Source organism: Aquibacillus sediminis (assembly GCF_005870085.1).
Lineage (GTDB): Bacteria > Bacillota > Bacilli > Bacillales > Amphibacillaceae > Aquibacillus_E > Aquibacillus_E sediminis.
In genome coordinates, this window is sequence record NZ_SZNM01000016.1 from 1 (window position 1) to 15013 (window position 15013).

Consider the following 15013-nt stretch of genomic DNA (forward strand, 5'->3'; position numbering starts at 1 on the left):
ATAAAAGTATTATCCGGTATTAGCTCACGTTTCCGCGAGTTATCCCAATCTTACAGGCAGGTTGCCCACGTGTTACTCACCCGTCCGCCGCTCGTTCCACAAGCGCACACCCCGAAGGGTGATTGCTAGCTTCCCGCGCTCGACTTGCATGTATTAGGCACGCCGCCAGCGTTCGTCCTGAGCCAAGATCAAACTCTCCATAATAGAAAGAGTATCTTTCACTCATACAAAAACTAGCTTTCAAAAATTGATTCAAGGTTAATCGTTTCAATTAGATGAAACGTCTTACCCAATCTGTTTCATACTGGTTGTTTTGTTCAGTTTTCAAAGATCAAATCCCGCTGCCGTTTTGGCGACAGAATTAATTATACCAATTTGAGCATTACTTGTCAATAACTTTTTTCGATAATCATAATCCGCTTTGTCCTTGTCGTTTTAAGCAACTCTAATAATATATCGCATGATCAAAAAAATGTCAACAACTTTTTCGTTTTCTTTTTTTCATCAACGAAGGGATTAATAATATATCACCTATTTATATTTTTATCTAGGAAAAGCACTATCTACTTTTTGCCAGTCTAAAAAACATCCCCATTTACTCTTACACTTACTTTACTTATCGAATTGTAAATCCATAAGCCTTTCTTTTACTCTCTGTTCACTTATATTATAAGACTGCCAATTCGATTTTTGCTTTGTAAGAGATTGTTGCTGATGTTCTAACAGTTGTTTCAATCTTGGATAATCTGGCTTGTCGTGATACAAATCTATCAGACCATCGACACCCGCGTATGAAAGTCTGTTTAAATATTCAATGTCGATCCGCCCTGTTTGGTGATAGCGTTCCATATTATTCGTTACAATGATCCGCTCTAAAGGAATGACATTTAAAGCTGTATAAAACAACAGACTTGTTATGAAATAAAAATGTAGTAACGATAACTTTTCAAGCCATATTCGTATGAAAGTATACGCAAAAATCACTACTAAAAAGATCATAAAGGCATGTGCTAGAATTCGATCAAACGTAAACCCATAGGCAGTCTCATATAAACTCAACCTCTGATAAGCTGAAGCAAGCATGATCGTACTAACTATCACTAAAATAGAATACATTATGTTTAGTGTCCGTTTCAATCGTAGACCCTGCGTTCTCACTTTCGTCAAACATGTAATTAGTATTGCCCAATTCATCAACGTAACAACAATTAGCTCAAAGAACCCTTTCCGAGCATACTCTGCATAAGTATACCCTTCCTCTAATCCATCCCCAAAGAAATAGGTGAATTGTACAACAGTAAACAAGAGATATATCGTATTTAGAAGTAACAGAATAGTAAGGGTAACGACCCCATCAAAATTCTTTTGGTCATTTGCTTGTTCCGTCAACTGTTTGGCAGACTGTCTTGGCTCGGTCAGCACTTGAAATAAACCAAAGAAACCAAATAAATAGAAGATCACAATCATGGATCGAATTAGTTGTTCTTGAAAATCTAATTGTAAAATAAACCGTGGTACCGCCCCAATAAATTCCTCAAACACCGCATCAGCAGACATAAGTAAAGAAGTTACGACGATTAATAATGGTATACCAATCACTAATCCAATTAGTATTCGTTTTACCGTGTTCGCTACTTGTTCATCCATTTTCTTAAACACTTGCTTGAAACAACGATTCAAAAAAACTAAGTTATATCGAAATCCAGTAGCTATTTTTTCCAATAATAATTGGACCATCTTTGGCCGATACCATTGTAATTGTTTTGCTGAAGTTACTAGAATGATATGAAAGATGATAAGTGTTGGAATGACTAGAATATTTAACAGATTAAAAAACGTACTGTCATATATTAAATAGCTTGCAGATAATAACCATATTGATACCATCACTAACAAGCCAATCCGTCGATGTGTGAATGTTACCTTACGAAATCGTAAAAAGAACACAACATAAAACCCAGTAATAAACACTAAATAAGACACTCCTATTTCTCCGTGAAAGAAACTCCATTCAGCAAGCAGCGCTAAACCTAAGCAAACAATTAAAAACCACACTTCATTCTTCTTTACATATTGAACCATTTTAATCCTCCACCTTTAAAGAATATCTACGTACATAGTTTTTCTATGTATTTGATTAAAAAAATATTCACGGAGATACCACTTCAATTTTCAAACAGTATCTCCTCTTTAAACCGATAATTTCTTCCCCCATCGATATCCCAGTAAACAGACAGGATACAAAAAAGCTGTACAAACGATACACGCTAAAATAAATGGAATACTTAATAACGGCTGAAACCAAGAAGTTGGAATCAATTGAAAAACAGTTAAATTCATCAAAACAAGATTCGGTATAATCGAAATGAAGAAGGTCTTACGCAAAAACCTTTTTCCCTGCGATCCGAACTCCTTACCAATTTCATAGCCCAACAAGCCCCAGAACACGAAATAAACCATAATGATGAGGTTCGGAATGTCGGTCATGTTTACCCAAATAATTTCCACCCAGCTCCAATTAAAATAATTATATAAAAAAGTTAGCACAGCTCCGCCTATAAATAAACAGACATTGAACCCAACAAACAACCACTGCGTTCGTTTTGGTGTAATGGACACTTCCTGGGACCATACTTTCGCGATCTCTTCAGGTGAGCCAAGTCGCTGTTCAATTTGCTTATACTTTACCGAATCATCTTGTTTTCCGATTTCTAGGGAAATTTCATGGACATGCGTTTCATATTCCATCAATATTTCTTGTTTATTCGGATAATTGCCTAGCGATTGATCTAACTGTTTCAGAAAGTCGTGTTCCGCAACACTCATGATTCATTTCTCCTGATCAAGTTATTCATCACTTGAACATATCGGTGCCACTCACTCGTTTTTTCTTCTAAGATTTCTTGCCCCTCAGCCGTGATTCGATAGTATTTACGTGCAGGGCCTTTTGGTTGTTCCTGCCAATAAAATTCGATATACGCTTGTTTTTGTAACTTATGTAATGCTGGATAAAGGGTCCCTTCTTTAATTTGAAAATGATGGTCACTTCGTTTATCCATTTCTTTCACAAGTTCATATCCATACATATCTCGCTCATTCAATAATTGCAACACAAGTAACGAGGTACTGCCTTTGACTAATTCACGATTAAACAATATTTTCACCTACCTAGAATTAAAAGGTATAGTGTTAGCATATAGGATTTTCTTTTCGTTTGCAAGCACTGTCAATAATTTTCTGATAATATAAGGATTATAGGAAGAATTGTAAAGCAAAGGAGTGATACATATGTCAACTAACAAATCCGTCTATTGTGAGAAGTGCCACGGAGAAATAACTTTTCGTGGTGATTTAGTAACTGCCACGTTTTTATTAGAAGTTCTCCCCTATCATGTCGATTGTTATGCCAAGGATTTAAAAGGTGCAAAAACACTATTTTTAGATAACCAACCACTTAACGGGTTTTCTGGTACGTTTTTAGCAATCGTCAGTTTGCTCGTAGCGATTGGTTGGAGCATCGTTGCAGATGGGGCCTTTAAATGGGGTGCTTTGTTGGCGTTGATTCCTGTTGGATACCGACTATATTCCTATCTTACTTATGAAAGGTTTTTAGAAAGATAGGATTTTTCCAAAAAGAAAACGAAATTAAAGTTTATACGGACATGCTAAATTCTTAAAGAAACATCTAGCATAGCTAACCAAAAAAGCGTATGGTCATCATGATCATGTGCTTTTCTGTTGCTAATAAACAGTTATTTCACAAGGCGTTTGAATTGTGGTGCATGTTCCATTGCAAACCGAATGATTTGATTGTATGTTTCTGGTGCAAAGTCTTTTTTGGATGGCGTATAAATTTGCGCTGTTGCCTCGTCAATGATTTTCACAATTGCTCCACCACGTACATACAAGGTTACGTATAAAAATGGCTGCTCAAGTTGATTCTTTACTAAAAATTCTTTCGGAAAATCTGCGGTGAGTAGCAGACGGTCCTCTACATGGTTCAACGATAATTTACTAAAAAACTGTAGGTTCTTTACTTCGTTAATAAACAAAGCTAACACTCTCCTCATGGTCTAGTTTCTTATAAAAGGGGAACTTCATGCAGTGAATTTCACAACACTCCCTATCATCATTTCACTATAGCATATCCTCCACTTTTAGTTGAAGTGGAGGATTAACAAAAGGTAATTACTATTATAATTGATCATAACAAATCATACTCTTATTCCCGTGCTAATATGCATGATATTTGTTCGTTTCTTCTTACGTAATCAACCTCAACCCCACTGCCGAGGCAAGGATCATGGAAATAAACAACAATCTTTTCCAGTCTCTCGGTTCTCCGTAGAGCATCATTCCCATTATTGTTGATCCTGCTGTACCGATTCCAGTCCAAACACCATAGACAGTACCCATTGGCAACGTCTGCATCGCATATGATAGAAGGGCAAGACTTGATCCAAATGTAACAATCAGAATAACGAGGGCATCCCATTTTTTCATTGCCAACCGCTTAATATTCATAACACCAATCACTTCAAAAACACCCGCTACTAATACTGCTAACCAAGCCATTACGTCACTTCCTTACGTTCACTTTTAGCGGGTTCATTTGATACCATTTTTAATCCAATTACCCCAATTAAAAGTGTACTAATCAAAAATACTTTCATAAATTGAAACGGTTCACCATAAACAACAATTTCAACAATTACCGTTCCCGCTGTACCTAAACCGGCAAACACGGCATAAACTGTACCGATTGGAAGGTACTTTGCAGCAACAGGTAATAAGAAAAATGTAGCAGTGATCGCTACTATTGTTATGCCCCACTCTAGAATGCTCTCCGAGTGTTTCAAACCCGCAACCCAATAGATCTCAAATAATGCGGCCAATATAACATAAAACCAATACTTGTTCATATTACTCTCCTTTGATGAATTTCCATTATAAAGACTCATTTTTAAAAGATTGTTGCTGCACAGAAGCTTTATACTGTTCAGTATCTCTTGTTTACACTAATTGAAAAGAACGCTATGAAGTCACTTAGGCAGAACACTCCATCTCGTATGGGCCAAGGCCTAAGCCCCTGGATCTGCTCTGAATCGTGAAGGCAGTAAACGATTACGCTCTAAACATGCCCTGGATTTGCTCCAAACCATAAAACCAGAAGAAGTTACTGCGTAGTATATAGCTAATGCGTAATAAAAAACAACAAAGATTGCAAAAAGAGCGATTATAAAAACCCTTCAGATTTGTTGCAACAAATACACTTTATACATGTGTAAATAAACACATGACTTCCAACTGAAGCCATGTGCTTTTCACCTTATTTTTATTGCACTTCCACCATTAATGCTTGATCAAAGAAATATAAATACTTCTGTTTGATTGGTTGTTTCCAAATATCCTCTAACGCTCTAGTATATAAATCTAATTGTACTTGATACCTTTGTTTTAATTGTTGTTCAAGTTCAGGTGTCATGTCAGAAGGGACGGTGTCTGTCTTATAATCTAATAAAATCCAGCCGTTTTCTACCGGGATTAAACAATCTACTACCCCTTGAATAAATACTCTTTCGTCTGTCTCATCTTCCCAGTTTGTATATACCTCATTTGCTTCCAATGTAAAACTAAAAGGCACTTCGCGGTGGACCTCATTTGATTGAATCATGAGCTGACCTATTTCTGTCTCAAAAAATTGCGTAATTGCCGTTACATCCACCACATCTGCTTCTTCTTGCGTTAAAATTTCTTTGGTCACCATGTGTTGGACATGTTCGTTAATTTCCGTACTCGACCATTTTTTCGTTAATGGTAAATGTTGCATCACAGTGTGCATGACCGTCCCTTTTTCGGCTGCGGTCATTTTCTTTTCTTTTTGCATAAATGCCGGCCTTTTGACAATTGGTGCTTGATATGGTTGTACAAGCGTGAGATCACTATATTCATCTTTCACTTCTCGCTGACGTTTGATCTCGGTAACCGTTTGTTTGGCACGATAAATCGATGCATGATAGTGTGGATACGTATAATTTAGACGCTTTTCCACCTCTTCATCTAAAGTAGCATCTGCATTCTCCATTGGTGTCCACTCTTGAATCGTTTGTTGCATTGCTTGTTCTTCTCGTTCTTGTTCCTCATCCATATTCGTATAGTGACTGCCATGGATAAGCTGCACTCGCCACTTCGACGAATCTTCACGAATATCTTCAGGAACTTGCACATTAACATCAATCGTACGCAATGCATTATTTTGTTGATGTCGAATCAAAGCCGGTCCAACCCAATCTAAATACGTCTTCGCATCTAGACGGTGGTGTGGTGGTAACACCCAATCATGATGGTCAATTACTTGGTTCCACTTCTCCTGTTTCTTTTCAAATGAGGCAACATTTCCTACCATCACCAGTTTTTCTTTTGCTCGGGTCATCGCCACATATAGCACTCGCATTTCTTCTGCCCATAATTCTCGCTGCTTCGCCTGTTTTAATGCATGATAAGCAAGCGTTGGATACATGATCCGCTTGTTCGGGTCAATATATTTACTCCCAAACCCTAAATCCTTATGAAGTAAATATTTCTGGCGAAGATCTTGTTGGTTAAACTGTTTATCCATTGCTCCTAAAATGACAACAGGGAACTCAAGCCCTTTACTTTTGTGAATCGTCATAATCCGAACAACATCTTCTTGTTCACCAAGTGCTCTTGCTGCCCCAAGATCATCACCGTTTTCTTCCATCCGTTCAATAAAACGCAAGAAGCGGAACAAGCCACGGAATGAGGTTGCTTCATAACTACGCGCACGGTCATATAGTGCTCGCAGGTTCGCTTGGCGCTGTCTACCACCTGGAATGCCTCCGACAAAGTCGTAGTAACCTGTTTCCCGGTAAATATGCCAAATCAATTCCGACAGAGAACCTTGACGAGCTCGCAGGCGCCAGTCTTTTACTTGTGTTAAAAACTGTTCCACTTGTCGCTTCTTTTCTTCATTTTCTGTTTGCTTAGCAAAGGTTGTTAACGCTTCGTAATACGACGTACGTTTTTTAGCTAAACGAATTTGTGCTAAATCTTCTTCATCAAGACCAACAATTGGCGAGCGTAATACGGAAGCTAAGGCGATATCTTGCTTTGGATTGTCCAATACTTTCAATAAACTAATCATGATTTTAATTTCAATCGCCTCAAGGTAACCACTAGACAATTCCGCATACACAGGAATCCCTTGTTGCTTTAACTCTTCTGTGATCGTTGGTGCCCATGTCATCGAACGAAGCAAAATCACAATATCACGATACTGCAAGTCACGTTGTGTATCGGTTCCTTTATCGACTACTTGCATCGGTGCTTCTTGATCATGGCCAATCCACTTGCGAATCATCTTACTGTATGCACGAGCTTCAATTTGTGCTTTCTCTAAATCTTCAAAGCTTTCTTCACCACTTGCTTCTTCTTGTGACTCTTCCTCAGTTGTTTCCCGATCAATAATTAACAGCTCAGCATCAGTATCATCTAATGTTAATTGATCGTAAATCGTATTGGAATAAATAAGTTCCGCGTCTTTCTCATAATTCATTTCTCCAACTTCTTCATTTAAGAGCTGACGGAAAATGTAGTTGGTTGCAGAAAGCACCTGTTCACGACTTCTAAAATTACGAGCTAAATCAATTCGTTTAGCAGGAACATCCTCAGATGAGAATTGTTTGTATTTGTTTATAAATAATGATGGTTCGGCATGACGAAAACGATAAATACTTTGCTTCACATCCCCTACCATAAAACGATTGCCGTTTCCTTGCTGGTCTGCAAGTAATGAAATCAATGTCTCTTGCACAAGGTTGGTGTCTTGGTATTCATCCACTAAAATCTCCGAGAACCGTTTTTGCAATTCTTGCGCAACATCGGACGGAATCAGATTTGTATCAGTTGACTTATCATCTAGTAAAATCTCTAACGCATGGTGCTCTAAATCGGAAAAGTCAACTAACGCTTTTTCTTTTTTCTGCTGTCCATAACGTCGTTTAAACTCTTTTACGAGTATCGTTAATTGTTTAATCGTTGGATAAAGAGCGCGCATGTCTTCCAAATAAGAAGAAAGTTTTCTTGAGAACCAGTCTTTCGTTAGATCCTCCCAACGTTTTTTATATTTCTTACGCAAGTCTTTCACTTGTTCCTTTTTCGCTTCGTCACACTCCACTTTTTTACGAGACAATGCTTTAAATTTGCCATTTGTAAACACTTCTTGTACATCATCCCACGACATTGTTAACTTGGCACTCGCTTCATCTATCATGGCAAAATCAGCATCAATTGCCTCAGCATAGTGATACGGACCATCCGGCTCTCTTGTCACTTCAAGCGCTGCCTCTGCTTCTGCTCGAATTGCTTGTAATTGGCTGGTAACTTCCCGTTTTAAAAGCTTTAACCATTCAATCGATGATTCGTCAATATCTTCTGGGATTGCATACATGTCAGCCATTTGCTCTAACCATTGATTAGGCCAAGGATTTTGGGTGGCAAAATCATATAGTTGTAAAATGAGTTCTTCTACTTCCAGATCACTTCGGTCATTCGAAAACCGATCCACCACCGCAAAAAATGCTTGTTGTTCTTCCCCTTCTTTTCCGTACCATTCTTCAAATAAATCTTCTAACACTTCCTGACGAATCATATCGGCTTCAATGTCATCGGCAATTCGAAAGCCTGGGTCGATATCCAATAAATAAGCATACCTTCTTACTAAATCCATGCAAAACGAATGTAATGTAGAAATTGATGCGCGTTGCAATAAGGACAACTGTTTTTTCAAATGAGTGGAAGAAGGGTTCGCCTCTAACGCAGCCTCTAATGCTTGTCCAACACGATTTCGCATTTCTTGGGCTGCAGCATTGGTAAAGGTAACGACTAATAAGGAATCGATATCAACTGGATTATCTCGATTTAACAGTTTTTGAATAATTCGTTCAACCAAAACAGCCGTCTTACCTGATCCTGCCGCTGCCGCTACTAAAATGTCCGACCCACTTGTATAAATTGCCTGTTCTTGTTCTTTTGTCCACTGAGGCATCAGCCTTCCTCCTTTCTTCTTTTAATGGCATCTAACACGTCTTCATCTTTCATCGGTTGTAATTTACGATAATTATTTTCTTCTAGTGTTGGGTCAAACTGACAGACAGACCGGAACGGACAATACGTACATGCGACTTGTTGGTTCTGTTGATATGGATTCAAATGAACCGCACCACTTGTCATATCCATCCCCGCACGAACCATTAAGTCGCGGATATAGCCTTGCAATTCTGTAAATGTTTCTTGTCCTGCTGTTTTCGAGCTTTTCGTAAAGTCACCATCTCTTTTAAGTCCTGCTGGAATCATTTGACTGGTGCCAGTATCAAGACTTGTATCCATCATTTTCACAATTTGTTCATCTTCCATTAACAACCCTTGCATCTTGAACTTTTTAAACATTTCTTTTTCAATTTCTAAGTCATCAAGCTTTTTATTCTCAGAGATCATTGGGTTGTGCACATGGAAATAGAGCACCCCTGCTGGTGTTGCGTTCAACCCTAACCAACTCTCCGAATTGGATAAAACAACATCTAAATAAGCAAGCATTTGTAACGCTAGCCCATAATAGACTTCTACCAAGTTTAATCCTTTCGCACTAGACTTGTAATCAATGATTCGTAAAAATAGTTGGTCATCTGTCTGTGCTCGATCGACACGATCAATACGTCCTCGTAACATCAATTCAAAACCATTTGGAAGCTGTAGGGTTGTTGGTTTGAGTTCACCTTGACCAAAGCCAAACCCTAATTCTAACCCTACAGGTGAAAACTTACTTTTACGGGATTGTTCACTTAACACATACGCCGCTCGTGCAATGATTTCTTGTAGTTTTTGTTGAATATATTGATAACGATTCGAACTGTGCAAGATTTGATGCTGCAATACTGGTGCTAAGTTTTGAACCGCTCTCCCGGTATATTGTTGCGCATCTTGTTTATTCACATCAGCAAAATCTCTACCTTCTTGTTGAATCCATTCGGTAATTTGTTTTAATGCTTCATGGAACAATTGACCAATATCTGGTGCATCCAATTTATAGGTACGACGTTCTTCTAATCCTAAACTATAGCGCGCAAAATGTTGATAGGAACAACGATGGTACATTTCCAGTCGTGATACACTCGCTTTAATTTGTTTTGGATAAATTTGATCAACCGTATCCTCAGAAAGATCTTTTGGTTCATTTTTATAAAATAAACTTTGTAAAATTTTATTAGTCGTACCACGCTTCTCCTCATGGTGAATATACCAGTTTAGCACATTCCACCAAATGTCATCGACAGGATAATTCCGTAGTTTTCTTGCTAATTGTGAAGTTAGGGCTGATCTTGTTTTCGCTGGTGTCGTCACAAAACGTTTGGCATCGACCATTTCCTCTGGGTCTTGTAACAACAATTGATCCTTACAAGCAGGGAATAAATCTTCGATACGCTTAATGAGCTGTGAGGCCACTTTTGACTTTCCTGCTTCATCACTTAATGGGTAACTAATCCACAACCTATCTTGTGCTGATGTAAATGCTAAATAAATATAAAACCAATCATCAAGAAGTTGGCGCGTACTACCTTCTGCAAGCTTCATGCCATGTTCTGCCAACAATTCTCTTTCTTCTTCCGAAATTAAGCCATCAGCACCTGGTTTCATCGGCCATATACCTTCATTGACCCCTAACAAGAATGAACACTTAATCCCACTAATTCTCGAACGGTCAATCGTCGCCGTTACGACATGATCCATACTTGGAGGAACATGGGCAAAGGTTAACGATTCAAACCCTGTCTCGATGGTTGTTTGGAATACTTGCAAGGACATCCGCTCATCACCAGCAACTTCCACCATCTCATCAAGCAGTTGAATGACTGCATCCCATACTTGTTCTTGTTCACGGCCGCGTTCAATTCGCCCTTGTTCATCCAATAACGCACGCATGTCTTCTAGTTGTCCTGAAGCATTAATCGATTCAAGCCATTCAAATAGCACCGTTGCCTTGGCACGGATTGTTTCTGCTTGTCTAATGTCTTCATCAAAAGATTGTAAAGCACGAACCACTTGCGCGCGATAGCGATTGATTCGTTGTTGCATGTCTTTTTCTTGGTCGGTTTGGGAGGCTTGCTCAAAACCACGGAATCGCTGAAAAATCCATTGTTTTTCTCCAAACCAACGACTGCGACCACGAATCCCATATTCTAATACATAGTTTTCTAAATCATCAATCGCATCTTCATCAAGCGGAAAACGCGAATCACTAGTTGGGATAAAACCTGTTTTCAACAGACGAAAGACCGCGTCATAGCGCCAGTTTCCTTCGACTACATCTAAAGCAGACCGAATCAATTCGATCAATGGGTGGTTCATCATTGTCCGTTTTTCATCAATAAACACAGGAATCCCGTAATCACGAAAAACCGTATCGATCAAATCATGATACACATCTGTTTCTCGTATTAACACTGCGATGTCGCGATACCGATAATCTCTATCTCGTACTAACGAAAGAATCTCTTGAGCGACACCTTCCACCTCTGCTCTTGGGTGGACGGCTTGTGCAATTTGAATCGGTACATCGCCATCATAGGTTGGTGCTGGTCTTTTATCAAAATAAGTTTCGAGATGATGAAAATATGGTCGGTCATGAAAAATGCCATCAGCTGGATTGAGCACCTTTGTTTCATCGACTGGTACTTGATTGGCATCTGCTATGTCTAGAAGGCTTTGATACGTTTCTTTCGTTTGGTTAAATAAATCTAATTCCGATACTTCTCTTTGTTCTGGTTCATCAAGCGTTAATGTTACCGTTACTTGTTTCGTTTTGTTCATCAATGCCTCTACCACTAATAGTTCTTGTGGGGTGAAACGGTGGAAACCATCAAGGTAAATTTCTGCATCACTTAAAAAGTCCGCTTCCTCTATTTTATCTGCCAACTGTTGCAGTTGATCTTCACTATCAATGTAGTTATCTTTCAACTGGTCGACTAGTCGCTCATAGACATAACTTAAATCTTCTAACTTATTTTTTAGTGCAACTTCACCGTTGTATTTATGTTGAAACTGATCCATTTCCGTTATTTGTAAGGCTAGCATCTCAGGTGTTATCCGGTACCGTTTAAACTCGGTAATCATCGACTCTAATTGTTCCATAAAGCCCTGTTTCTCAATCGCCTTTTGAAATACATTCCAATCCGATTTTCGTTCTTCTGCTATTTTACGAAGCATCATTTGAATACCAGTTGAGCTAATAAACTTTCTTGTTCCCCCACCAGTTTCTTGCAATACACGCCAAGCTAGCCGTGAAAAACTAAACACTTGAGCACGAATTGTTCCATTTAACTGCTCATCTTGCAGTAACGCATATTCTTGTTGAAACGTCATTTGATCTGGCACGATATAAATAATCGGCGAACCTTGAGGGTTATCTATTAACTTTTGCTTCATTTCTTGTAAACATTGGTCCCCTTTATTCGTACCGGCTTTTCCTAGTAAAAATCGAATCCCCATAAGGCTCCTCCTTCTGATCTTTCACATCATTTTTTTCATTTCATATAGTACAATAGTTTACTATGTCGAGGTGAGTTGATGACAAAGCAAATCACTACCGCTAGCGTATTGGTTTATTGTTCAATCTTTGTTGCAAGCAGCATTTATGTGATGATCCCACTACAACCGTTGCTAGCTGATATCCATCAGGTCTCGCTAAACTATGTTTCCTTAGCAAGCACCCTGTTTGTGCTTCCATATGCGTTCGGTTTACTATTCTTTGGGATTCTAGCCGATCACTTTCCACCCCGAACGATTTTATTAGTCGGTATGACGATATTAACGGCTGTTACCGGCCTGCTAACTTTCGCGGATTCCATCAATAGCTTAATTGCTCTGCGTGTAGTCCAAGGAATTGTAGCGGCCAGTTTTGCTCCTGTATCGTATGCGTATTGTTTTGCCTATTTCAAAAGTTCTTTACAAGCACTTGTCATTGCCTTAATTAACACAGGTTTTTTATTTGCCGGTGTATTTGGGCAAATGATTGCAGCTTTTTTCGCTAATTCCTTTCACTATCAAGCTGTTTTTATCGCATTTTTTTGTTTTTATGTGACCTGTTTGATAGGTATGCTGTTACATTTGCGTCCAACAACGTTTCAATCACATACTCGCTCGAAAAACATATTCTCTTCTATTTTATCATGTTTTAAGCATCCCGCATTGCAAAAGCTTTATATTATTGCCTTTTTCCTATTATTAACCGTGATGGTTTTTTATGGCTCATTTGAAATTTTTATTTATAATAACTGGAACGACTTCCCTTTCTCTGTCCAATTATTTAGAATGATTAGCTTAATTGGTATCTTCCCTGCTTTTTTCTCCAAGCGATTGATCCAACGTTTTGGAGCGATTCAAGTCTTGAGGGTTCAGTTAGGGGTAATGGTGATTGGGTTTGGACCAACACTAATTTCGCTAAATGTTGCAACGATTTTGTTCGCTTCCTTTATGATGATTGTGTCGACCTCACTGACGATTCCAATGGTTGTGCTACTTGTAGGGCAGAACGCTGTGGGCACATATAAATCAACAGCTATTGCACTATATTCTTTTGTCCTATTAACTGGCGCTAGTTTCGGATCTACATTGGCAACTTACCTTCCGTTTACTACTGTACTTGTGATAATTCCAATTGGATTTCTTGCGCTATCACTTTTTACTAAATGGTTACCTAGTGAATGAGTGATGGCTTGTATCGATAGCTCATATTTGATAGAAACTCCGACGTAACTAATTTTTGTAAAATTACTTTTCCTGATTTTAATTGAGTGCTAAACGATCGCTTCGGTAGAATACTCCGCTGTAGTGGTGTTCTGATTAACGTCAGATAAGATACCTAAAGCAATAGCTGAGTCTGAGTACATTGTTACTTACGAGAAAATTGATTCTGTGTCATAAAATCAAGCAAAAAGCTATAAAATTACGATACACACACCAAAGCGTAGTGTATTTCAGCAGCGACAATAACACCACTCATTTTATTAAGAATAGAAGGAATCGTGATAAAGTTACGTCAGATTCTATAGTTATTACGACGCAAGCAGAAATCTCTAAATCAGACAAATAAAATGTGCTCACACCAAGGTAAACGCTTACAATTGTGCAGGCACATTTTTTTGTTTTCTTATTTAGTTAGGCAGTGCAATATTTGTTGCAGGCCAATAGATAACATCCACTTTCCCTACAACATTCTCTTCATCTATAAATCCAAAATATCTACTGTCCAAGCTTTTATTACGGTTATCACCTAGCACGAATAATTTCCCTTCAGGAACTTGATCCGTTCCATCTGTTACTTCTTCTAATGTAAAATCCTTCGTTAAGAGTTCACCTTCTGATCGGAATGGTTCTAGGTAATCTTCCTCTACTTTGTCCCCATTAATATATAGCTGATCGTCTTGATACGCAATATGATCTCCAGGTTCTCCGATCACTCTTTTTACATAGTCTTCTTGTTCATTAGCATGAAAAACAATTACATCAAACCGCTGAATGTCTGTAAAATCATAAATAACCTTATTAACCATTAACAAATTACCATCATGCAATGTTGGTTCCATCGATTTTCCATCAACTACATAACTAGCAAACAAATAGGAACGAAAAAATATCGCCAATACAAACGCAACAACAATTGCACGGACCACAAAACTTACTTTTAATTTTTTCATTCACTTTCCCCCAAAGTTCTATGTTAGAAAATTGCGAATTCTCCCGAAACAGGAGTTCAATACACGAACCCTCATTATAAAAACCCCTTCATGTACTTTACTTTACGCATTTTAAATACGTTCCTACATAAAGTAAAACTTCGCTCAGTGGGGACTTTTGCACTTCCTCCACTGAGTATTAGCATGCACCAATCGAATGTTGGTGTCCGTTAACTCCCGCGAAAACACCTTCGTTTCATTTC

11 protein-coding genes and 1 rRNA gene are annotated in these 15013 nt (G+C 38.4%); 2 read left to right on the top strand and 10 right to left on the bottom strand.

Annotated features, from left to right (window positions below; genetic code table 11):
- The 4 genes from FCI53_RS14320 to FCI53_RS14335 all read right to left on the bottom strand — a co-directional run.
- Positions 1–204, bottom strand: a 16S ribosomal RNA gene (locus FCI53_RS14320); the annotation flags it as partial.
- 408 nt (positions 205–612) lie between these two features.
- Positions 613–2082 carry a DUF4153 domain-containing protein gene (locus FCI53_RS14325; RefSeq protein ID WP_138419738.1) on the bottom strand — a complete coding sequence of 490 codons (1470 nt, stop codon included), beginning with the start codon at positions 2080–2082 and terminating at the stop codon, positions 613–615.
- A gap of 108 nt (positions 2083–2190) precedes the next feature.
- Positions 2191–2826: an HAAS signaling domain-containing protein gene (locus tag FCI53_RS14330; RefSeq protein ID WP_138419739.1), complete on the bottom strand. Its 636-nt coding sequence runs from the start codon at positions 2824–2826 to the stop codon at positions 2191–2193.
- Positions 2823–3155: a PadR family transcriptional regulator gene (locus tag FCI53_RS14335; RefSeq protein WP_138419740.1), complete on the bottom strand. Its 333-nt coding sequence runs from the start codon at positions 3153–3155 to the stop codon at positions 2823–2825. The genes FCI53_RS14330 and FCI53_RS14335 overlap by 4 nt, the downstream gene beginning before the upstream one ends.
- Positions 3156–3288: 133 nt before the next feature.
- Between FCI53_RS14335 and FCI53_RS14340 the strand changes: the two genes are divergently transcribed.
- Positions 3289–3621, top strand: a complete 333-nt coding sequence (locus FCI53_RS14340; RefSeq protein ID WP_138419741.1) for a hypothetical protein — start codon at positions 3289–3291, stop codon at positions 3619–3621.
- 131 nt (positions 3622–3752) lie between these two features.
- Here FCI53_RS14340 and FCI53_RS14345 read toward each other — a convergent pair whose 3' ends face one another.
- From FCI53_RS14345 to addB, 5 genes are all read right to left on the bottom strand, one after another.
- The gene (locus tag FCI53_RS14345; RefSeq protein ID WP_138419742.1) at positions 3753–4052 is read right to left on the bottom strand and encodes a hypothetical protein; all 300 of its coding nucleotides are present in this window, start codon (positions 4050–4052) and stop codon (positions 3753–3755) included.
- A gap of 211 nt (positions 4053–4263) precedes the next feature.
- Positions 4264–4575: a DMT family transporter gene (locus FCI53_RS14350; RefSeq protein WP_138419743.1), complete on the bottom strand. Its 312-nt coding sequence runs from the start codon at positions 4573–4575 to the stop codon at positions 4264–4266.
- Positions 4575–4922 (bottom strand): DMT family transporter, encoded by a 348-nt coding sequence (locus FCI53_RS14355; RefSeq protein ID WP_138419744.1) that lies wholly within the window; start codon positions 4920–4922, stop codon positions 4575–4577. The genes FCI53_RS14350 and FCI53_RS14355 overlap by 1 nt, the downstream gene beginning before the upstream one ends.
- A gap of 413 nt (positions 4923–5335) precedes the next feature.
- Entirely contained in the window at positions 5336–9067 is a 3732-nt protein-coding gene (gene addA / locus FCI53_RS14360) for a helicase-exonuclease AddAB subunit AddA (RefSeq protein WP_138419745.1), read from the bottom strand.
- Positions 9067–12564 (bottom strand): helicase-exonuclease AddAB subunit AddB, encoded by a 3498-nt coding sequence (gene addB / locus FCI53_RS14365; protein ID WP_138419746.1) that lies wholly within the window; start codon positions 12562–12564, stop codon positions 9067–9069. Before addB ends, addA begins: the two co-directional genes overlap by 1 nt.
- 78 nt (positions 12565–12642) lie before the next feature.
- Here addB and FCI53_RS14370 point away from each other — a divergent pair, with 78 nt between their 5' ends.
- Positions 12643–13782 carry an MFS transporter gene (locus tag FCI53_RS14370; protein WP_138419747.1) on the top strand — a complete coding sequence of 380 codons (1140 nt, stop codon included), beginning with the start codon at positions 12643–12645 and terminating at the stop codon, positions 13780–13782.
- Between the two features lie 446 nt (positions 13783–14228).
- Here FCI53_RS14370 and lepB read toward each other — a convergent pair whose 3' ends face one another.
- Positions 14229–14771 carry a signal peptidase I gene (gene lepB, locus FCI53_RS14375; protein WP_138419748.1) on the bottom strand — a complete coding sequence of 181 codons (543 nt, stop codon included), beginning with the start codon at positions 14769–14771 and terminating at the stop codon, positions 14229–14231.
- Between the last annotated feature and the right edge of the window lie 242 nt (positions 14772–15013).

Excerpts from the sequence above, each read along its gene's own strand:
- FCI53_RS14370 (WP_138419747.1), top strand. The coding sequence starts at position 12,643 with ATGACAAAGCAAATCACTACCGCTAGCGTATTGGTTTATTGTTCAATC.
- FCI53_RS14355 (WP_138419744.1), bottom strand. The coding sequence starts at position 4,922 with ATGAACAAGTATTGGTTTTATGTTATATTGGCCGCATTATTTGAGATC.
- addB (WP_138419746.1), bottom strand. The coding sequence starts at position 12,564 with ATGGGGATTCGATTTTTACTAGGAAAAGCCGGTACGAATAAAGGGGAC.
- FCI53_RS14330 (WP_138419739.1), bottom strand. The coding sequence starts at position 2,826 with ATGAGTGTTGCGGAACACGACTTTCTGAAACAGTTAGATCAATCGCTA.
- FCI53_RS14325 (WP_138419738.1), bottom strand. The coding sequence starts at position 2,082 with ATGGTTCAATATGTAAAGAAGAATGAAGTGTGGTTTTTAATTGTTTGC.
- FCI53_RS14350 (WP_138419743.1), bottom strand. The coding sequence starts at position 4,575 with ATGGCTTGGTTAGCAGTATTAGTAGCGGGTGTTTTTGAAGTGATTGGT.
- lepB (WP_138419748.1), bottom strand. The coding sequence starts at position 14,771 with ATGAAAAAATTAAAAGTAAGTTTTGTGGTCCGTGCAATTGTTGTTGCG.
- addA (WP_138419745.1), bottom strand. The coding sequence starts at position 9,067 with ATGCCTCAGTGGACAAAAGAACAAGAACAGGCAATTTATACAAGTGGG.
- FCI53_RS14340 (WP_138419741.1), top strand. The coding sequence starts at position 3,289 with ATGTCAACTAACAAATCCGTCTATTGTGAGAAGTGCCACGGAGAAATA.